The sequence below is a fragment of the Micromonospora sp. NPDC049274 genome, from assembly GCF_040678875.1.
Classification (GTDB): Bacteria; Actinomycetota; Actinomycetes; order Mycobacteriales; family Micromonosporaceae; genus Micromonospora.
This window is the reverse complement of the sequence record NZ_JBFAQS010000002.1, coordinates 14,296-34,703: the sequence shown is the minus strand read 5'-3', so window position 1 is coordinate 34,703 and position 20,408 is coordinate 14,296. Positions and strand designations below refer to the sequence as shown.

Below are 20,408 nucleotides of genomic sequence, written 5' to 3'. Positions count from 1 at the left end.
AGCCGGCAGAGTCAGGCGGACGCGCTCGCCGTCGGCTCGGCCGCCCGGTCCAGCGGGCCCGTTGGGTTGTCGAGGCCGGCCGCCCGGCGTGCCTCGCGGCGGGCCACCCAGCCGTAGCCGAAGAGCGCCATCGCGGCGAACAGCCACCACTGCACGACGTAGCCGAAGTTCTGCCAGTTGTTGGTGTGCCCGACCGGCACGGCCTTGAATACCGCGTCGGCGACCGGGGTCTGCTCGTCCAGCAGCAGGTAGCCCCCGTAGACCGGGTAGGGCAGCTCGCGGGCCAGACGCGGCACGGCGATCCGCCGCGTCTCCAGCCGGCCGTCGCGGCGGTCCACCGTGCCGGCGCCGCTCTCGGTCTCGTGCACCCGGCCGTTGACAGTCACGTCGCCGCCCGGCGGGGTGGGCACCGACGGCTGGGCGGTCGCCCCGCCCGGCGCGGGCGGGATCCAGCCCCGGTCCACCAGCAGCGCGCTGCCGTCGGCGAGCACCAGCGGCGTGAGCACCTCGAAGCCGACCCGGCTGTCGACAGTCCGACCACGGACCAGGACGGTGTTCGACGTGTCGTACCGGCCGGTGGCGGTGATCCGGGTCCAGACCCTGTCCTTCGCGGGGGCCGGGCCGGCGGTCCCGGGGCCGCCGGTGGGCGCGCGGAACGCGTCGGCCAGCGGGGCCGGGGACATCCGCTCGCCCGCGTCGATCCGCTCGTTGATCTCGGTACGACCTCGGTAGCGGTCCAGCTGCCAGTTCCCCAGCCACACCATGACGGCGGAGGCGACCAGGGTCAGCGCGAGGGCGCCCAACCAGCGTGGGCTCAGCAGGAACCGGTACACGGCACCGAGGCTACCCGTATGACCGGGGCCACTGACCTCGACCGGGCCAGGCGGTGCCGGTTGGCGTGGGTCGGCGATGCTCGCCCGTCGGGGCGGGCGGGTATCGTCACGCGGACGGCTCGGCCCCCCAGCCGGTCGTCGCGTACCCGCCGCCGCCCGCGAGGAGTCGCTGATGACCGTCGTGCCGCGCCTGGTGCTCAGCGCCCCGTCCTCCGGGCACGGAAAGAACGCGCTGGCGATCGGGCTGCTCGCCGCCCTGGCCGAGCGGGGTGTCGACGTCGCCGGGTTCAAGCTCGGCCCGGACCACGTCGACGCCGCGTACCTCGGTCTCGCCGCCGGTCGGCCCGGTCGGGTGATCGATCCCCGGCTGGTAGGCGTCGACCGGCTCGCCCCGCTCGTCGCACACGGTGCCGCCGGGGCCGCGCTCGCCGTGGTGCAGGGCAGCATGGGCCTGTACGACTCGGTCGGTGGCCGCCCGGAGCAGGAGTCCACCGCCGCCGCGGCCGCCGCGCTGCGTAGCCCTGTGGTGCTGGTGGTCGACGTGGCCGCGATGGGGCAGTCGGTGGCGGCCCTCGTGCACGGTTTCCGGTCGTACGACGAGCAGTTGTGGCTCGGTGGGGTGATCCTCAACCGGGTGGCGTCGTCGCGGCACGAGGCGATGCTGCGCGAGGCGCTGGACGACGTGGGCGTTCCGGTCTACGGCGCGCTGCGTCGCCAGGACCTGCCGGCCGTGCTGCCGTCGCGCCGGCACGGGGTGGCGCCGGTGGTCGACGCCTCGGCCGATGCGCTCCGTGCGGTGCGCCGGCTTGGCGAGGCCGTCGCCGCGACTGTCGACTTGGAGCGGCTGCTCGGGCTGGCCCGTTCCGCTCCGCCACTGCCGGCGGCGGCCTGGTCGCCGCGGGAGGCGCTCGGTGAGCTTGTCGTTCCGGCGCAGCGCCCGCTGGTGGCGCTGGCCGGTGGGCCCGGTGGCAGCTTCAGCCACCCGGAGACGGCCGAGCTGCTGGCCGCCGCCGGCGCCGAGGTGGTCACCGTCGATCCGCTGCGCGACGAGACGCTGCCGGCCGGCACCCGCGCGCTTGTCGTCGGGGGCGCACTGCCCGAGTCGTACGCCGAGCAGCTGTCGGCCAACCGGCGGCTCTGCATCGCGGTGGCCGAGTTGGCCCGCACCGGCCGGCCGGTGGTCGCCGAGGGCGCCGGCCTGCTGTGGCTGGCCCGGGAGCTGGACGGGTTGCCGATGTGCGGTGTGCTGGACGCGGTGGGTGTGAGCCGCGACGGCCTGGTGGTGGGCTACCGGGAGGCGACCGCCCAGACCGACAGCGTGGTCGCCGCGCGGGACACGGTGGTGGTGGGGCACAAGGAGCATCGGGCGGTGCTCACCCCGCGCGCCGGTCAGCGGCCGGCGTGGAGCTGGGACGGCGGCACGCCTGAGGGTTTCGTGTGGCGCAACGTGCACGCCTCGCAGCTCACCCTGCACTGGGCGGGGCACGCGGCGACGGCCGCCCGGGTGGTGGCGGCGGCGGTCAGCGAGCCGGCGGCCGAGGCCGTGCCCGCGCAGCCACCCGTGGTGCCCGCGTGATCGGTGAGTTGGCGGTCCGCCGGTTTCCGGCGTTGACCGTCTCCACCCCGCGTACGGAGGTGCGTCGGCTCACGGCGGCGGACGCGCTCGTGGCCGGGGAGATCTTCGCCGACAAGCTGACCCGGCGGTGGCTGCCGCTGGCCGACGACTCGGGCCCGATCGACGGCCACGCCTGGTGCACGGATCTGGCCCGGCAGCGGCGCGACAGCGGCGAGGGCGACCACTACGCGGTGGTCCGTCGGGAGGACGACCAGATGGTCGGCTCCCTCTGGACGCGGCGCACCGACTGGGGCGCCCGGCTCACCGAGGTCTCCTACGCGATGGCACCCCACGCGAGGGGGTTCGGCCTGGCCGCCGAGGCGGTGGACGCGGCAGCCATCGCGCTGATCCTGGAGCACGGTTTCCAGCGGGTCGAGCTGCGGGTCGCTCCCGGAAACCTGGCGTCGCGCCGGGTCGCCGAGAAGGCCGGCTTCAGCTACGAGGGGCTGCTGCGCAACGCCGGTTTCGTCGGCGGTGGCCGGGTCGACCTCGAACTCTGGTCGTTCGTGGCGGCGGATCTGCGCTGAGCCGCGCCGTCATCCCACGATGGCGTCCGACGGTGGTGTGAACTGGCGGGTAGGCGTTCCCTTCAGGCCGTCGCGCAGGGTCTCGGCGACCGCCGCGATCGGGATCTGGGACTGCCCGTCACCGACCGCGTTGAACGGATTGTCCGGGTCGGAGATGAAGCTCGCGGCGGCCAGCTCCGGCGTGTAGCCGACGAACCAGGCGGACCGGGTGCTGTCGGTGGTGCCTGTCTTACCGGCGACCGGGCGGCCGACCGTACCCCGGACGCTGTCGGCGGTCGACCAGCCGCCGCAGCCTCCGCGTGCCGGCCGGTCGCCGGTCGGGCAGCGGGCGGCGTCGGTGGCCGCGCGGGCGGCGTCGGCGCTGACCACCTGGCGGCAGCGCGGCTTGGCCACCTCCCGGTGCAGACCGCCCGGAGTGGCGTACGTGGCCGGCGTGCCGTCCCGGTTCATGATCGCCTGCACGGGGATCGCCTCGCAGTAGCGGCCGTCGGCCGCGACGGCGGCGTAGGCGTTGGCCATCTCCAGCGGCGTGGCGTCGGAGACGCCCAGGGTGAACGCGCCCCACTTCTTGGCCTTGCCCGGGGACGCCTGATCCCGGTCGACGTCGGTGCGCCAGCGCAGCCCGAGCTGCTCGGCCAGCCGGACCGCGCGGTCCGCGCCCACCTTCTCCTCCAGCCACACGAAGTACGTGTTGACGGACTTGCCGAAGCCGGACCACATGGTCTGCTGGCCGGTCATCGCGCCGCTGGCGTTGGAGGGCGCCCAGCCGTCGTAGACGTTCGACTTGTAGCGGTACGGGGCGTTGAACGAGGTGGACAGCGTCATCCCCGAGTCCAGCGCGGCCAGCATCGGGAACATCTTGAACGTCGACCCGGCCTGGTAGCCCGGCAGGTCACCGCCGCCGAGCAGCGGCGCCACCGTGTTCGGATAGTTGGCCTTCACCTTCGGCCCGGCCTCGGGGTTGGAGCTGGGCGGGTTGTCGGCCAGATCCAGGGAGTAGTTCCTGTTCACCGCCATCGCCTTCACCCGCCCGGTGCCCGGTTCGGAGACCACGATGCCGTTGGCGAACGGGCTGCCGGTGCCCTCCTTGGCGCCGACGTTCTTCTCCGCCGCGGCCTGGATCTTCGGGTCGATGCTGAGCACGATGCGGTAGCCGCCCCGGCGCAGCTTGTCCATCCGTTCCAGCCGGTTCGTACCGAACGCGGGTTGCGAACTCCACCAGTTCTTCAGGTAGTCGCAGGCGAAGCCCCAGCTGTTGTACTTCTCGATGATCGAGGCGCAGTCGCTCGGCGGGGTGGTGAGTTTCAGCCGGATCGGCTCGGTCTTCGCGGCGGCGGCCGAGTCGGGGGAGAGGTAGCCGAGCTGGCTCATCCGGTCCAGCACGTAGTTGCGCCGCCCGGTGGCCTCCTTCTGGTCGGAGTCGGCCGGGTCGTACTCGGAGGGGGACTTGACCAGCCCGGCGAGGGTGGCCGCCTCGACCGGGGTGAGGTCCTTCGGGGTCTTGGAGAAGAAGATCTCGCTGGCCGCGTAGATGCCGTACGCCCGGTGACCGAAGTACGCCGAGTTCAGGTACCGCTCCATGATCTGTTCCTTGCTCATCTCCTTCTCCAGGTCCAGCGCCATCCGCATCTCCTTGACCTTGCGAATGCTTGTCTGCTGGGTGGCCTCCTGGACCTCCTTGGGCGTGGTCGCGCTGTCCCGCAGGGCCATCCGGACGTACTGCATGGTCAGCGTCGACGCGCCCTGGGAGCCGCCGGAGCGGGCGTTGGACACGAAGGCGCGGGCCACGCCCTTGGGGTCGACGCCGTGGTGTTGGTAGAAGCGGGAGTCCTCGGCGGCGACGATCGCCTGCTGGATGTTCGGCGACATGTCCGACAGCTTCGTGTACTGCCGGTACTCCTCGTAGAACATGGTCAGCACGGTCTTGCCGTCCGGGGCGTAGAGGTAGGAGGTCTCGGCGGGCAGGGCGGTGGTCAGCAGTCTGGTCTTCTGCTCCACGGCGTGCGCGGTGGCCTTCGCGCCGAGCCCGGTGAGGGCGACCAGCGGGTACGCGGCGGCGGCGACCACGATCGCGGCGATGAGTCCGGCACGGAGAAGAGGAACGAGTCGACCAGCGGCAGCAAGGGGTCGGTTACTCACGTGGTCAAGTTATGACATTTCCGATTCATCCATGAGAAGAACTCATAAACCCGCGAGGTGGTGACGTGGCTTACGCCGACATCGACTGTCCCGCCGGCCGCCTTCCCGGCAGGATCGCGGACATGCCCGATCAACCGACCGCACCGGCTCCGATCGCCGGGGTCGAGCCGGACCTCGCACACCACGGCGACGCGGAGGCGACCGCCGGGCTGATCGACCTCGCCGTCAATGTCCGGCAGGCGCCGCCGCCGGCCTGGCTGGCCGCCCCGATCGCCGCCACCCTCGCCGACCTGGCCCGCTACCCCGACCCAGCGCCGGCCCGCGCCGCCGTCGCCGCCCGGCACCGGCGTCACCCGGACGAGGTACTGCTCACCGCCGGCGCCGCCGAGGGCTTCGTGCTCATCGCTCAGGCCCTGCGCGGCATCCGCAGGCCCGTGGTGGTGCACCCGCAGTTCACCGAGCCGGAGGCGGCGCTACGGGCCGCCGGCCACCCGGTCGAGCGGGTGCTGCTGGACCCGGCCGACGGATTCCGGCTCGACCCGTCCCTGGTGCCCGTCGACGCGGACCTGGTGATGATCGGCAACCCGACGAATCCCACGTCGGTGCTGCACCCCGCGCGGACGGTGGCCGCCCTCGCCCGTCCCGGCCGGGTGTTGGTGGTCGACGAGGCGTTCGCCGACACCGCCGCCGGGCCCACCGGCGAGCCGGAGTCGCTGGCGCAGCGGCGGGATCTGCCCGGCCTGCTCGTCCTGCGCAGCCTCACCAAGACGTGGGGTCTGGCCGGCCTGCGGATCGGCTACCTGCTCGGCGCCCCGGAACTGCTGTCCCGCCTGGCCGCCGTCCAGCCGCTCTGGGCCGTCTCCACGCCCGCGCTGGCCGCCGCCGCGGCCTGCGCCACTCCAGTCGCGGTCCAGGCCGAACGCGCGATCGCCGCCGACCTCGCCGCCGACCGCGACCACCTGGTCGCGCGCCTGGCCGACCTGCCCGGTGTACGCGTCGCGGGCCGCCCGGCCAGCTCGTTCGTCCTGCTGCACCTGGCCGACGGGAACCGGATCCGGGAAGCCCTGCGCGACCGGGGTTGGGCGGCACGCCGCGGCGACACCTTCCCCGGGCTCGGCCCGGACTGGCTACGGGTGGCGGTACGCGACCGAAACACCACCGACGCGTTCGTCGAGGTGCTGCGCGAGATCATGGAGGCATGATGCTGGAGACCACGATCGCGGCCATCCGGCCACTGGACGAGGCGGCGATGGCTGCTGCCCGCGAGCTGCACGGTCGGCTGACCAAGCCGGCGGGCTCGCTGGGCCTGCTGGAGGACCTGTCGGTACGCCTCGCCGGGCTCGCCGGAGCCTGCCCACCGCCGATCCCCGAACCGGCCGCCGTGGCGATCTTCGCGGGCGACCACGGTGTGCACGCCCAGGGCGTCAGCCCGTGGCCGCAGGAGGTCACCGCGCAGATGATCGGCAACTTCCTGGCCGGCGGCGCGGTCGTCAACGCGTTCGCCCGGCAGGCCGGCGCCTCGGTCACCGTGGTCGACGTCGGGGTGGCCACCCCGCTGCCGGTCGGCGAGGTTCCCGCTTCGGCTGACCCGTCCGCGCCCCGACTGGTCTCCGCCTCGGTGCGCCCGGGCACCCGGGACCTCACGGTGACCGCCGCGCTCACCCGGGACGAGGCGCTGGCGGCGGTGCGGACCGGCATCCGGATCGCCGACGAGCTGATCGACGCCGGTGCCGGCATCCTGCTCACCGGGGACATGGGCATCGGCAACACCACCCCGGCCGCCGCGCTGATCGCCGCGTTCACAGGCGCCGACCCGCTCGACTCCACCGGCCGGGGCACCGGGATCGACGACCCGACGTACGCCCGCAAGGTGGCCCTGGTGCGGGCCGCGCTGGCCCGGCACGCACCCGATCCCGCCGACCCGCTGGGCGTGCTCGCCGCCGTTGGTGGCCTGGAGCACGCCGCGCTGGCCGGGCTGATCCTGGGCGCCGCGGCCCGCCGGACGCCGGTCCTGCTGGACGGCGTGATCGCGGTGTCCGCGGCGCTCGCCGCCGCCGCGTTCGCACCGGACGCGGTAGCGGCCATGGTCGCGGGGCACCGCTCGGCCGAGCCGGGCGCGACGGTCGCGCTGCGTCACCTCGGCCTCGATCCGCTCATCGACCTGGGACTGCGCCTCGGCGAGGGCACCGGCGCCCTGTTGGCGTTGCCGGTGGTCACCGGCGCCGTCCGCGTGCTGCACGACGTGGCCACCTTCGATGCCGCGGGGGTGGCCGAGAAGTGACGGTGTCCAACGAGTGGGCGGTCCGGCCCGGTGGTGCGGCGTGAGTGCCAGCCCGTACCCTCTCGGCCTGCGGCTCGACGGGCGGCGCGTGGTGGTGGTGGGCGGCGGCGCGGTCGCCACCCGCCGGGTGCCGGCGCTGCTGGACGCCGGCGCGGACGTCCTGCTGGTGTCGCCGGAGTTGACCCCGGCGCTGCGGGCCCGGGTGGACGCGGGCCGGCTGCACTGGGTGCCGCGCCGGTTCGCGCCGGAGGACCTGGACGGGGCGTGGCTGGTCCAGGTGGCGATCGACGAGCCGATGGCGGCGGCCGCGGTGAGCGCCGTGGCCGCCGAGCGGCGGATCTTCTGCGTGCGGGCCGACGACCGGACAGCCGCCACGGCCTGGACCCCGGCCGTGACCCGACACGGGCCGGTCACCGTGGCCGTGTTCGGCGGCGGCGACCCCCGGCGGGCGATGACCGTCCGCGACGCCGTCCGTGACCTGCTCGCGGCCCGCCTCGCTCCGGCCCGCCTCGCCCCGGACGGGGTCGGCGCGGGCGGGATTGCCCCGGGCGATGTCGCCTCGGGCGGTGTCGCTTCGGGCGGTGTCGCTTCGGGCGGTGTCGTCCCGGGCGGTGTCGCCCCGGCGCAGGGCGGGTCCGACGCTTCGACCGGGACGACCGGTGGGCGGCAGACCGGGCGGGTGGCGCTGGTCGGGGCGGGGCCGGGAGACCCGGAACTGATTACCCTGCGGGGCTGGCGGCTGCTCACCGAGGCCGACGTGGTGGTGGCCGACCGGTTGGTGCCCGGCCTGCTCCTGGATGAGCTTCGCCCCGACGTGGAGCTGGTGGACGCCTCGAAGATCCCCTACGGTCCGTCCCGGGCCCAGGAGGAGATCAACCAGATTCTGGTCGACCGTGCGCTGGCCGGTGCTCGGGTGGTGCGGCTCAAGGGCGGCGACCCGTACGTCTTCGGTCGCGGCGGCGAGGAGCTGCTGGCGTGCGCCGAGGCCGGCGTTCCGGTGACCGTCGTGCCGGGGGTTACCAGCTCGATCGCCGCTCCGGCGGCGGCCGGGATCCCGGTCACCCACCGCGGGGTGGCGCACGAGTTCACAGTGGTCTCCGGGCACCTCGCGCCCGACGCGCCAGCCTCGCTGGTTCGCTGGGACGCTCTCGCGGGTCTGCGCGGCACGTTGGTGATCCTGATGGGGCTGAAGAACCTCGCCGCCATCGCCGAGACGCTTATCGCGCACGGAAAGTCGCCGCAGACGCCGGCCGCCGTGGTCCAGGAAGGCACGACAGGCGCCCAACGGACGCTGCGGTCCACGCTGGGCACGGTGGCCGCCGACGTGCGCACGGCGGAGGTGCAACCGCCGGCCGTGGTCGTGGTGGGCAATGTGGTGGGCGCGCTCGACGGGTGAGCAACCAGGTGTGCGGGTTAGTGGGCCAGGGCGTGATCGACTCGGGTTCATGGAAACCGGGGCATCTCAACCACCAGGACACCCCCGATTCAAGGGAACCGAGTCGATCAACGCCACGCCGAGCCAGGATCACCACCGGCGAGGGCGTGGTAGCCGGACAACAGGGCCGAACATGCGGACGGGGCCGGAAGCGCAAGCGCCTCCGGCCCCGTATCACGAGCGGTCCAACTACTGCTTGAGCATGTTGTCCAGCAGCAGGGCACAGCGGATCAGCCCCAGGTGGCTGTACGCCTGCGGGTGGTTGCCCAGGCCGCGCTCGGCGAGCGGGTCGTACTGCTCGGGGAGCAGCCCGGTCGGGCCGGCGGTGAGCACCATCTGCGCGAACAGCTCCTCGGCGTCGGTGCGGCGGCCGGTGCGCAGGTACGCCTCGATGAGCCACGCCGTGCAGATGTGGAAGCCGCCCTCACGGCCGGGCAGGCCGTCGTCCCAGTGGTAGCGGTAGACGACCGGGCCGCTGCGCAGGTCCGCCTCGATCTTCAGGACCGTGGACAGGAAGCGCGGGTCGTCGCCGGGGAGCAGGCCGGAGAGCCCGATCCAGAGCGACGAGGCGTCCATGTCCTCGTCCCCGTACGCGACGCTGTACGCCTCGACGTCGGAGTGCCAGCCGTGCTCCAGAACGTTGGCGCCGATCCGGTCGCGCAGGTCCTTCCACTCGGACCGGTCCTCGCCGCCGTGCTGGCGCATCACGTGCAGCGCCCGGTCGACCGTCATCCAGCACATCACCTTGGAGAAGACGTGGTGCCGGGGTGGCAGCCGGGCCTCCCAGATGCCGTGGTCGGGCTCGTGCCAACGGCGGCGGACCGCCTCGACCATGTTCTCCAGGACCCGCCACTCGTCGTCACGGACCGAGCCGCGCGCGTCGGCGACGGCAGCGATCAGGTCGGCGATCGGGCCGAACACGTCCAACTGGAGCTGGTGGTTGGCGAGGTTGCCGACCCGGACCGGCCGGGAGCCGGCGTACCCGGGCAGCGTGTCGATGACCGCCTCGGCGCCCAGCTCGTAGCCGTCGATGGTGTAGAGCGGATGCAGCCGCTCCGGGTGGCCACCGGTGCGCTCGATGCAACCGTCGACCCAGCGCAGGAACGCCTCGGCCTCCTCGATGGAACCGAGGTCGACGAGCGCGCGGGCGGTCAGCGCGGCGTCGCGCAGCCAGCAGTAGCGGTAGTCCCAGTTGCGGACGCCGCCCAGCTCCTCGGGGAGCGAGGTGGTGGCGGCGGCCAGGATCGAGCCGGTGGCCTCGTGGCAGAGCCCGCGCAGGGTGAGCGCGCTGCGGGCCACCAGGTCGCGGGAGGTGGACGGCAGGCGCAGCGACGCCACCCAGTCCTTCCACGGCTGCTCGGCCGCGGCCTGCCGCTCGTGGATCGGCACCCGGTGGTGCTCCAGGCTGTGCGTGCCGAAGCGCAGCTCCAGCACGACCTGCCCACCGGCGGCGGAGAGGTCGACGACAGCCTTGGCGGTCTCGTACCCGCCGTCGTTGTTGACCTGCCACTCCACCCCCGGGGAGTAGAGGGCGACCGGCTCGTTGGAGCCGAGCACCAGCAGGCCGTCGCCGAGCGGCTGCATCTGCACGGCGACCTGACCGAACTCGGGGCGCGGCGCGAACTCCAGCCGCACCCGGCCGCTGCCGGTGAGCACCCGGACCAGGGTGGAGTCGCCGGTGATGACCGCCGGGCTGTCGGCCGGAGTGGTCTCCCGGGCCGGCTTGTCCAACCAGTCGGTGACGGTGAGCCCGGACCAGCGGGTCTCGACTGTCATCGTGCCGGAGCGGTAGCGCTGGCCCAGCGGGATGCCCCCGCGCTCCGGGGCGACGCTGAAGTGACCGGCCGGGCTGCCACCGACCAGGTCGGCGAAGATCGCCGCCGAGTCCGGCTTGGGGTGGCAGAGCCAGCTGACCTTCGCCTCCGGCGTGAGCAGCGCGACCGTACGACCGTTGGCCAGCATGGAGTGCCGCTCGATGGGCACCGCCCGCTCGCCGAACAGCCAGTGTCGACGGGTCTCCAGCAGCAGCCCGAGCGCGCGGGCGGCCTCGATGGGCTCGGCCACCCGGAAGCCGGCCTTGGTCTCGCCAGGGCCGATCTTGATGCCGAGGTCCGGGCCGTGCAGGTTGCCGAAGGCGTTCTCGTCGGTGACGTCGTCGCCGATGAAGAGCACCGCGCTGGCCGAGAGCTGGGTCCGGAGCTGGTCGACGGCGGTGCCCTTGTGGGTGGCCACCACGGACAGCTCGATGACCTCCTTGCCCTGCGTCACAGTGACGCCGTCGAAGCTGGCCGGACCGTTGCGGACCGCCTCGATGGCCGCAGCGGCGACCTGCGGGTCGACGCCCCGGGTGTGCACGGCGACGCTTGCCGGCTTGCGTTCGAGCCGGATGCCGGGGTGCTCGGCGGCAATCTCGCGCAGCGCGTTACGCACCTGGGTGCGGACGGCGACCAACTCGGGCGAGAGGCGCTCGACGAAGCCGATGTCGAACTCGGAGCCGTGGCTGCCGACGAGGTGCACCTCGCTGGGCAGCCGGGAGAGCGTGGCCAGATCCCGCAGCGCCCGGCCGGAGACCACTGCCACATTCGTCTGCGGCAGCGCGGCGAGCGCGCGGATCGCGGCCACCGCCTCGGGCAGCGGTACGGCGGTGCTCGGGTCCTCCACGATCGGCGCGAGTGTGCCGTCGTAGTCGCAGGCGATCAGGAGCTGGGGAACCCGGGCGATCCGGCCGATGGCGGAGCGCAGCTCCGGGTCCAGCACCCCGGTGGCGATCGCCGCTCCGTCGTTGACGGACGTGTTCACGCGGCCTCCGCCTCGGGAACTCCGAGCTCGGAGAGGAAAGACTTGGCCCAGTGCCCCACGTCGTGGGTACGCAGGTGACGTTGCATTGTCCGCATCCGGCGGCGCGCCTCGCTTTTTTCCACGTGCACGGCCCGGAGCAGGGCGTCCTTGACCGCGTCCGGGTCGTGCGGGTTACACAGAAAGGCCTGGCGCAGCTCCGTTGCGGCGCCGGCGAATTCACTGAGCACGAGCGCACCGCCCTGGTCGGCACGGGATGCGACGTACTCCTTGGCCACGAGGTTCATGCCGTCTCGCAGCGGGGTCACCATCATCACGTCCGCAGCAACGTACATCGCGGCCAGTTCACTGCGACTGTACGACTGATGGAGGTAATGCACGGCAGGCACGCCGACTCGGCCGAATTCGCCATTAATCCGACCAACCTCGCGCTCCACCTTGACCCGAAGTGCCTGGTAGTGCTCGACGCGCTCGCGGCTCGGCGTGGCCACCTGCACCATAACGGCGTCCGGAACTGTCAACTTTCCGTCAGCCAGCAACTCGCGGAACGCCTTGAGCCGCAACTCGATGCCCTTGGTGTAATCCAGCCGGTCCACGCCCAGGATGATCGTCTTCGGGTCGCCCAGCTCGGCGCGAATCTGCTTGGCCCGCGCCTGGATCGCCGGGTCGGCGGCCATCCGCTCCATCTCCTGCGTGTCGATGGAGATCGGGAAGGCGCCCGCCTTCACCTGCCGACCGTCGACCTGGATCATCTGCCCCTCGTAGCGCAGCCCGAGCAGGTGCCGGGCCAGCCGGACGAAGTTCTGTGCGGCCAGCCGCTGCTGGAAGCCCACCAGGTCCGCGCCGAGCAGGCCCCGCAGGATCTCGGTGCGGAACGGCATCTGCATGAACAGCTCGATCGGCGGGAACGGGATGTGCAGGAAGAACCCGATCCGCAGGTCCGGGCGCAGCTCGCGGAGCATCGCCGGGACCAGCTGGAGCTGGTAGTCCTGCACCCAGACCGTCGCGCCCTCGGCCGCCACGTCCGCCGCGGCCTCCGCGAACCGCGCGTTGACCAGGCGGTACGCCTCCCGCCAGCGCCGCTTGTACGCCGGTGTCTCGACCGCGTCGTGGTAGAGCGGCCAGATCGTCGCGTTGGACTGGCCCTCGTAGTAGCGCTCCAGCTCCTCGGCGCTGAGCGGGACCGGATGCAGCCGGATGCCCTCCAGGTCGAACGGCTCGGGGGCGGCGCCGGTGCCGCCGGCCCAGCCGACCCAGGTGCCCTGGTGTTCGGCGAGCACGGGATGCAGCGCGGTGACCAGCCCGCCGGGGCTGCGTCGCCACTGCCGTCCCTCGGGTGTGCTCACCTCGTCGACCGGCAGACGGTTCGCCACTACGACAAAGGAGCTACGGACGGTCACGATCGGCCACCTCCGGGTGCTGACGGGTCCACCGCGATGAGCGTACTGAGCGTAGCTGCGGCGTCTTGTGCCCCGTGCCGGAGTCTCCTACCCGCCTCGTACTCCTCGAAATCCTGAGGGTGATCTTGTCGACAACCGCGTCGGTCAGAGGTCGATGATCACCGGGGTGATCGACACCGGTTTCTTGAAACCGGTGCATCCAGGCGCGGGGGACGGCCCGATTTCCACAAAGTCGAGTGGATCATGGGTTGGCGATCGCTCTCCGCGTACTCCTGGGGCGGGGTGATGTGGGCGAAGCGCGCCGTACCTGTCAGGATTGACGATGGCGTGCGCGCGGCCGGCTCCCGGCCGGCGGCGGCGGGTGCAGGTCCCAGCCCGCGCCGCGCCGCCGACTCAGGCGACAGCAATCCGACGGAGGTAGCCCGCACCGTGGCCCAGTACATCTACGTCCTGGAAAAGGCGCGCAAGGCGCACGGCGACAAGGTCGTGCTCGACAACGTGACGCTGAGCTTCCTGCCGGGCGCCAAGATCGGTGTGGTCGGCCCGAACGGCGCCGGTAAGTCCAGCCTCCTCAAGATCATGGCAGGGCTGGACAAGCCGAGCAACGGCGAGGCCCGGCTGATGCCCGGCTACACCGTCGGCATGCTCGCCCAGGAGCCCCCACTCAACGACGCCAAGACCGTCCTCGGCAACGTCGAGGAGGCGGTCGCCGAGACCAAGGCCAAGCTGGAGCGGTTCAACAAGATCGCCGAGCAGATGGCGACGGACTACTCCGACGAGCTGATGGAGGAGATGGGCAAGCTCCAGGAGGAGTTGGACCACGCCGACGCGTGGGACATCGACTCCAAGCTCGAACTCGCCATGGACGCGCTGCGCTGCCCGCCGCCGGACGCCGACGTGACCCAGCTCTCCGGCGGCGAGCGCCGCCGGGTGGCGCTCTGCAAGCTGCTGCTGGAGGCGCCCGACCTGCTGCTGCTCGACGAGCCCACCAACCACCTGGACGCGGAGAGCGTCTCCTGGCTGGAGCAGCACCTGGCCAAGTACGCCGGCACCGTCATGGCGATCACCCACGACCGGTACTTCCTGGACAAGGTGGCCGGCTGGATCCTGGAGCTGGACCGCGGCCGGGCCATCGGGTACGAGGGCAACTACTCCACCTACCTGGAGAAGAAGGCGGCCCGGCTGGCCGTCGAGGGTCGTCGCGACGCCAAGATGAAGAAGCGCCTCACCGAGGAGCTGGAGTGGGTCCGCTCCAACGCCAAGGCCCGGCAGACCAAGTCCAAGGCCCGCCTGGACCGGTACGACGAGATGGCCAACGAGGCGGAGAAGACCCGCAAGCTGGACTTCGAGGAGATCCAGATCCCGCCGGGCCCGCGCCTGGGCAGCACGGTGATCGAGGCGAACGACCTCAGCAAGGGCTTCGGCGACCGGCTGCTGATCGACAACCTGTCGTTCTCGCTGCCGCGCAACGGCATCGTCGGCATCATCGGCCCGAACGGCGTCGGCAAGACCACGCTGTTCAAGACCATCGTCGGGCTGGAGGAGCCGACCGGCGGCGAGGTCCGCGTCGGCCCCACCGTCTCGCTGTCGTACGTCGACCAGAACCGGCAGGGCCTCGACGGCGACAAGACCGTCTGGGAGGTCGTCTCCGACGGTCTTGACTACCTGATGGTGGGCAAGGTCGAGATGCCGTCGCGGGCGTACATCGCCGCGTTCGGGTTCAAGGGTCCCGACCAGCAGAAGCCGACGAAGGTGCTCTCCGGCGGTGAGCGCAACCGGCTCAACCTGGCGTTGACCCTGAAGATCGGCGGCAACGTCATCCTGCTCGACGAGCCGACGAACGACCTGGACGTGGAGACGCTCTCCAGCCTGGAGAACGCCCTGCTGGAGTTCCCCGGCTGCGCCGTGGTCATCTCCCACGACCGGATGTTCCTGGACCGGGTCGCCACGCACATCCTGGCCTGGGAGGGCGACGACCAGGACCCGGCCAAGTGGTTCTGGTTCGAGGGCAACTTCGAGGCGTACGAGAAGAACAAGATCGACCGCCTCGGCGCGGAGGCTGCCCGGCCGCACCGGGTGACCTACCGCAAGCTGACCCGCGACTGATGTCCGACCGGTTCGTCTACCACTGCACGCTGCGCTGGTCCGACCTGGACGCGTACGGCCACGTCAACAACTCGCGCTTCCTCACGCTCTACGAGGAGGCGCGGGTGGCGTTGATGTTCGCCGGCGGCCGGGCGTGGGGAGTGGGCTCGTTCGCCGACGGAGTGGTGATCCGCCGGCACGAGGTCGACTACCTGCGCCCGGTCGACTACGCGCTGGGTCGGGCCACCGCGGAGGCCGCGCCCACCGTCCGCATCGAGCTGTGGGTGGAGGAGATCAAGGCGTCGCGGTTCACAGTCGCGTACGAGCTGTACGACGGCGAGGTGCTGGCCAGCCGTGCCCGCTCGGTGCTGGTGCCGTTCGACCTGACCCGCCAGGTGCCCCGGCGGATCACCGCCGAGGAGCGGGATTTCCTGCTCACGTACGCCCCGCAGGGCGGCGGGGCGTGACGCGGCCGGGCGCGGCCGGCCCGGACCGGGTGGCGGCGTCGCCGTCCGCGCACGGCGTGACAGGCGTGGCCGACGCGGGTGCCTTCCTGGCCCGGCTGGTCCGGCTGGACGCGGCGGCGCCGGTCCGGCTGCGGCCGGCCGGCGCACCCGGCCGGGTGGCCCTGTTCGCCCGGCTGCCGTGGCAGGTGCTGGTGACCCGCACTGTCACCGGTGCGGCAGCCGGAGACGTCACCGTGGGGGCCGCCGACCTGCTGGCCGAGCTGGAACGCGGTGGCGCGGCGCTGCCGGCCCGCCGCGACGCGCAGTGGCGCTGGCCGCTGCCACCGGCGCGCAGCGAGCCGGTGGAGGTACTGCCCAGCGTGGAGCTGCGACGGATCGCCGACGCGGCGGCGGGCACCCTGCGCACCGCGAGCGAGCAGGGGGTGGCGGGCCGCGCGGTGGGTCAGCGCGCGTTGCGCGACGCGCTGCTCGACCATGTGGCCGTACGGGTCACGCCGGACGATCCGCCGGGCCCCGCCGTCGAGGTGCCGCAGCGGCTGGTGCAGGGGCTGGTCCGGATGGGTTTCCTCGGCGCGGTCGACGCCCCGGCGGGCTCCGAGGTGCAGGTGCGGGTGGCCGGCCGTTGGGTGGGCCTGGTGGCACCATATGGAGCGGCCTGGTTGCAGAAGGCCACCGATCTTGCCGTGACACCCCTCACAACTCATCCGTTCGGATGACCCCTGCTCATTCTTCTGGGCCGGTGCGGCCGTTGGGGGGATGCTTCAACCCGGCTGTCCGGGTACCGTCCATCCTCGGATCCAACGCACCGTAGGCGTCTGGATCCGCTGGGGAGTGAGGTGCGACGAGCGATGCCGTGGTGGTCATGGCGCCCCGGTCCCGCCGACGGCGGCGATCCGGAAACCCGAAGCGGGATCACAGTGGAGAGCGCGGTCCGGGTCGGCCCGCCGAGCCCTCGCCAGCCGGGGGACGACTGCCCCGGCAGCGACCGACCCGTACTGACCGAGATGCCGGCGACCATCGAGCCGGTGAGCCTGCGCCGTGTCTGTGACGCACTCGACCTGCTCGACGTGCGCTACCTGGCCGACGGCGACGGCAACCTGCTGGCCATGTGGGAGCGGCACGCCGTGCTGGTGACCCTCGAGGGCCCGGAGGACGAGATCCTGGTGATGCGGGCCCGCCCGCACGCCACCGTTCCGCCGGACTGGGCCGACCGGGCCTACCGGGTGGTCAACGAGTGGAACCACACCCGCCGCTTCTGCAAGGCGTACATCGGCGACCCCACCGAGCGCGGGCAGCTGCCGATCTACGCCGAGCTGCAGGTGCCGCTGGGCGCCGGCACCCACGACGCTCTGCTGGTCGAGATGCTCGACTGCGGGGCGGCCGTGGCCACCAGCTTCGTGGACTGGCTGCACGACGAGGGCGCACTGCTCTGAGGCAGGCCGTGGCGTCCGTGCCGGAGCGCGCCGTCAGGCGCGCCCGGCCGGGTCCTCCATCATGTTGACCATGAAGTACGCGGCCCGCTCCAGGTAGTCCCAGAGGGCGACGGCGAGCGGCGGCTCCAGGTCGAGCCGGTCCACCGCCTGGCGCATGTGCCGCAGCCAGGCGTCCCGCTCGGCCACGCCGATCCGGAACGGAGCGTGCCGCATGCGCAGCCGCGGGTGCCCACGCTGCGCCGAATACGTGTTCGGCCCACCCCAGTACTGCATCAGGAACAGGGTCAACCGGTCGGCCGCCGGACCCAGGTCCTCCTCGGGGTACATGGGGCGCAGCAGCGGATCGCTCGCGACGCCGACATAGAACTCGTCCACCAGCCGACGGAAGGTGGGTTCACCGCCGACCGCTTCGAAGAGGGTCATCGACGCATCGGGACGGCCGGATTCACCTGCGGGGTTCACCGTTCCATCCTGCCAGGCGGGTCGGCCGCCGGCCCGACCCGGAGACCGTGCGTCGGCTCACGCCGCCGATCAGGTCACCGCGTGCCGGCGGTGCCCGTCGCCGGGCCGGAGGTCGGCGCCCGTCGGTGTGCCGCCGGGGGCGGTGCCGCCCGGACGGGGGGCCGGCTCGGCGCTGGCCGCGGCGGCCTCGGCGATGGCGTCGTCCACCGTCTGCTTGTCCGGCCAGCGCACGGCGGCGATCGTCATCAGCAGCACCCCTGCGGCACTCCAGACCCCGACCACCACCGGTAGGGAGAACCGCTCGGCGAGCAGCCCCGTGGCCAGCACCGCGAAACCCTGGATGATCTGGACGCCGGTGGCCATCACGCCGAACGCGCGAGCCCGGAATCCGTCCGGCAGCGCCCGGACGAAGAGCCCGTTGGCCATCGGCAGCATCCCGGCGACGGCGAACCCGCACAGGGCGGCCAGCAACGCGACCACCAGCGGTGGTGGGTTGAACAGCGCCGGCACCAGCACCAGCGGGGCGAGCACCGCGAGGGGCCGCATGAGGGCCAGCCGGCGGGTCGGGCCGAACAGTCGGCTCATCAGCAGCCCACCCAGGATGAAGCCCAGCGGGTTGGCGACCATGATCACCGCTTGCGCGGTGCCCGCGTCCATGCCACCACGCGAGCCCTTGTTGGCCCACGCCGCAGCCAGCCCTTCCGGGACGATCGAGAACAGCATCGCGCTGAACACCAGCAACGCGATGGCCCGCAGCACCGGTGTGCCGAACACGATCTGGAACCCCTGGCCGGTCTCCCGGAGCAGGTGCGAGCGGTGCGCGCTGGTCATCGTCGCCGGCCGCCCTCGTACGCCGGCGCGGACCAGCAGCGCCGACAGGCCGAAGGTGGCCGCGTTGAACAACAGAGCGGCCGTCGGGTCGATCGAGGCGACGGCCGCGCCCAGCAGGTAGCCGACGACCTGGGCCGCCTGCCCGATGCTGGCGTTCAGCGACAACCCGACCACCAGCCGGTCGCCGGCGAGGATCTGCGGCATCAGCGCGGACTTCGCGGCCTGGCTCGGCGGGTTGGCCAGGGTGGCGGCGAAGAGGAGCACCAGCACCGCCGGGACCGGCAGGTTCGGGATGGCGATGAGCAGCATCAGCGCCATCCGGATCACGTCGCACGTCACCATCACCCGGCGGTACGGGTGCCGCTCGGCCAGGGCGGTGAGCAGCGGGCCACCCAGCAACCACGGCAGGTAGCTGATCGCGAAGGCGGCGGCGGAGAGCGCGACGGACCTGGTCTCCTGGTAGACGAGGAGGGTGACGGCTGCCTTGGCGACGTAGTCACCGACCCAGGACAGAGCTCCAGCGGTGAAGACAGCCCGGAACTCGCGCTGGGCGAACACTTCGCGAAAAGTGGCCGGGCCTTCCGCGGAAGGTCGCTCGTCGGGCACCGTCGCCTCCATCGGCCCCCGGAACGGCAACTCGTGGCGGCCGGGCCGGGAACACTCGTCAGATCTGAGGATCAGCGAGGATGTGACCACGCTCCGGCGGGAACGCGTGCTCCGGATTCTGCCCGATCGTCTGACAACTAGCTAGTGCGAACGGATCGTTCGTCGCATCCCCGACTGAACGAACGGACGATACCTGAGGGGCCGGGCGGCTCGCGACCCCTGTATCGCCGGCCAGTGTCGCCGACGTCAGGTGGCGCCACCCTGGCCGGTCTCACCCTCCGGCAACGGCCGGCTCGACACACCGGGATAGATGCGGGCGGCGGCGATCTGCGCGGTGATCCCCGAGTTCTCCAGCGCCTCCGCCAGCCTGCGGCGCAGCTCCCGGCCCACCGCGAACTGGCCGTCGGCAGTCGTCTTCACCACCGTACGGATCACGGCGCCGTCCACAGTCATCTGCTCGACACCCAACACCTCCGGCGCCTCCACGATCTCCGGCGACAGCTCCGGGTCCAGCGCGACAGAGGCGGCGGCCGTCCGCAACACGGCGCTGGCCTCCTCCGTACCGCTGAAGCCGATCGGCAGGTCCACCACCACCAGCGCCCAGCCCTGGCTCTTGTTGCCCACCCGGACGATCTCGCCGTTGCGGATGTACCAGAGCACGCCGCGTCCGTCGCGGACAGTGGTGACCCGTAACCCGACCGACTCCACGACACCCGTCGCCTCGCCCAGGTCGACGTTGTCGCCCACGCCGTACTGGTCCTCGATGAGCATGAAGAGCCCGGCGATCAGGTCCTTCACCAGGCTCTGCGCGCCGAAACCCAGGGCGACGCCGGCGATCCCGGCGCTGGCCAACAGCGGGGCGAGGTCGAAGCTGAACTCGCGCAGGATCATCAGCAGCCCGATGCCGAAGACGAACGCGGTGGTCAGGCTGCGCAGCACCGAGCCGATCGCCTCGGCCCGTTGCCGCCGGCGCTCCGGCACGAACTCGGCCGGGTCGACGGCGGCCGTGGGCACCCGCTCGCGCAGCGGCCGCAGCATGGTCGGCACCGCGCCGTCGGTGGTCGTCCGGACCAGCCGGTTGATCGTCCGGTGCAGCGCCCAGCGGGCCACCATCGCCAGCGCCAGTATCAGCAGCACCCGCAGCGGTTTGAGCAGGATCCAGTAGCTGCCCTCGGCGAACCAGGCCGACCTGGTGATCCCGTAGATCCATTCACAGGAGGTGCTGCCCTGGCAGTTCACCGACACGGCGTCGGACAGGGCAAGGGGCGTCTCGCTGGCGGCACTCACCCTGTCTTCGTACCGCAACGCCCAGGACCGACCGCCGCCGACCCACCGGCCGGGTGAGATGCGGCCGAGCGCCGGATCGGACCGGGGCGAACCGGCCATCGTGACAGGTGCGGGAAAGAGCTTCATGTCCGACCCCGGATTAGTACGTGCAATCCGGGGTCCGATCAGGGACTATTGGCGCAACGGACGTCGGTGATCGAACGGGCGTCGA

Annotated in this window: 16 protein-coding genes; 9 read left to right on the top strand and 7 right to left on the bottom strand. The window is 72.3% G+C overall.

Features of this window, described 5'->3' with window-relative positions:
- Positions 1–11 precede the first annotated feature (11 nt).
- Positions 12–833, bottom strand: coding sequence for an SURF1 family protein (locus AB0K10_RS03650; RefSeq protein WP_363679635.1), 822 nt, complete (start codon positions 831–833; stop codon positions 12–14).
- Between the two features lie 172 nt (positions 834–1,005).
- On the opposite strand from AB0K10_RS03650, the gene AB0K10_RS03645 reads away from it, so the two are divergent.
- Together AB0K10_RS03645 and AB0K10_RS03640 are read left to right on the top strand one after the other, a co-directional pair.
- Entirely contained in the window at positions 1,006–2,409 is a 1,404-nt protein-coding gene (locus tag AB0K10_RS03645) for a cobyrinate a,c-diamide synthase (RefSeq protein ID WP_363679633.1), read from the top strand.
- Positions 2,406–2,975: a GNAT family protein gene (locus AB0K10_RS03640; protein WP_363679631.1), complete on the top strand. Its 570-nt coding sequence runs from the start codon at positions 2,406–2,408 to the stop codon at positions 2,973–2,975. The genes AB0K10_RS03645 and AB0K10_RS03640 overlap by 4 nt, the downstream gene beginning before the upstream one ends.
- Positions 2,976–2,984: 9 nt before the next feature.
- On the opposite strand, the gene AB0K10_RS03635 is transcribed toward AB0K10_RS03640, so the two are convergent.
- The gene (locus AB0K10_RS03635) at positions 2,985–5,114 is read right to left on the bottom strand and encodes a transglycosylase domain-containing protein (RefSeq protein WP_363679629.1); all 2,130 of its coding nucleotides are present in this window, start codon (positions 5,112–5,114) and stop codon (positions 2,985–2,987) included.
- Positions 5,115–5,236: 122 nt separating this feature from the next.
- Between AB0K10_RS03635 and cobC the strand changes: the two genes are divergently transcribed.
- The 3 genes from cobC to cobA are packed head-to-tail and all read left to right on the top strand — an operon-like array spanning position 5,237 to position 8,791.
- On the top strand, positions 5,237–6,316 hold the full coding sequence (gene cobC / locus AB0K10_RS03630; RefSeq protein ID WP_363679627.1) for an Rv2231c family pyridoxal phosphate-dependent protein CobC: 1,080 nt from the start codon (positions 5,237–5,239) through the stop codon (positions 6,314–6,316).
- On the top strand, positions 6,316–7,395 hold the full coding sequence (gene cobT / locus AB0K10_RS03625) for a nicotinate-nucleotide--dimethylbenzimidazole phosphoribosyltransferase (RefSeq protein WP_363680475.1): 1,080 nt from the start codon (positions 6,316–6,318) through the stop codon (positions 7,393–7,395). Before cobC ends, cobT begins: the two co-directional genes overlap by 1 nt.
- A 40-nt stretch (positions 7,396–7,435) precedes the next feature.
- A complete protein-coding gene (gene cobA, locus AB0K10_RS03620) occupies positions 7,436–8,791 on the top strand; it encodes a uroporphyrinogen-III C-methyltransferase (protein WP_363679626.1) in 1,356 nt (451 codons plus the stop codon).
- A gap of 228 nt (positions 8,792–9,019) precedes the next feature.
- Here the strand turns inward: cobA and otsB are convergent, their stop codons facing one another.
- Together otsB and AB0K10_RS03610 are read right to left on the bottom strand one after the other, a co-directional pair.
- Entirely contained in the window at positions 9,020–11,629 is a 2,610-nt protein-coding gene (otsB, locus tag AB0K10_RS03615) for a trehalose-phosphatase (protein WP_363679624.1), read from the bottom strand.
- Positions 11,626–13,026, bottom strand: a complete 1,401-nt coding sequence (locus AB0K10_RS03610) for a trehalose-6-phosphate synthase (RefSeq protein WP_363679622.1) — start codon at positions 13,024–13,026, stop codon at positions 11,626–11,628. Before AB0K10_RS03610 ends, otsB begins: the two co-directional genes overlap by 4 nt.
- 429 nt (positions 13,027–13,455) lie before the next feature.
- On the opposite strand from AB0K10_RS03610, the gene ettA reads away from it, so the two are divergent.
- From ettA to AB0K10_RS03590, 4 genes are all read left to right on the top strand, one after another.
- Positions 13,456–15,132, top strand: coding sequence for an energy-dependent translational throttle protein EttA (gene ettA / locus AB0K10_RS03605; RefSeq protein ID WP_363679620.1), 1,677 nt, complete (start codon positions 13,456–13,458; stop codon positions 15,130–15,132).
- Positions 15,132–15,578, top strand: coding sequence for a thioesterase family protein (locus AB0K10_RS03600; protein WP_007464226.1), 447 nt, complete (start codon positions 15,132–15,134; stop codon positions 15,576–15,578). The genes ettA and AB0K10_RS03600 overlap by 1 nt, the downstream gene beginning before the upstream one ends.
- A complete protein-coding gene (locus AB0K10_RS03595) occupies positions 15,575–16,294 on the top strand; it encodes a hypothetical protein (RefSeq protein WP_363679618.1) in 720 nt (239 codons plus the stop codon). Before AB0K10_RS03600 ends, AB0K10_RS03595 begins: the two co-directional genes overlap by 4 nt.
- A gap of 132 nt (positions 16,295–16,426) precedes the next feature.
- Positions 16,427–17,011, top strand: a complete 585-nt coding sequence (locus tag AB0K10_RS03590; RefSeq protein WP_363679616.1) for a YbjN domain-containing protein — start codon at positions 16,427–16,429, stop codon at positions 17,009–17,011.
- Between the two features lie 33 nt (positions 17,012–17,044).
- On the opposite strand, the gene AB0K10_RS03585 is transcribed toward AB0K10_RS03590, so the two are convergent.
- The 3 genes from AB0K10_RS03585 to AB0K10_RS03575 all read right to left on the bottom strand — a co-directional run bounded on the left by AB0K10_RS03585 (position 17,045) and on the right by AB0K10_RS03575 (position 20,323).
- Positions 17,045–17,434 (bottom strand): globin, encoded by a 390-nt coding sequence (locus tag AB0K10_RS03585; protein WP_363679614.1) that lies wholly within the window; start codon positions 17,432–17,434, stop codon positions 17,045–17,047.
- Between the two features lie 108 nt (positions 17,435–17,542).
- Entirely contained in the window at positions 17,543–18,922 is a 1,380-nt protein-coding gene (locus AB0K10_RS03580) for an MFS transporter (RefSeq protein WP_363679612.1), read from the bottom strand.
- Between the two features lie 234 nt (positions 18,923–19,156).
- A complete protein-coding gene (locus AB0K10_RS03575; protein ID WP_363679610.1) occupies positions 19,157–20,323 on the bottom strand; it encodes a mechanosensitive ion channel family protein in 1,167 nt (388 codons plus the stop codon).
- Between the last annotated feature and the right edge of the window lie 85 nt (positions 20,324–20,408).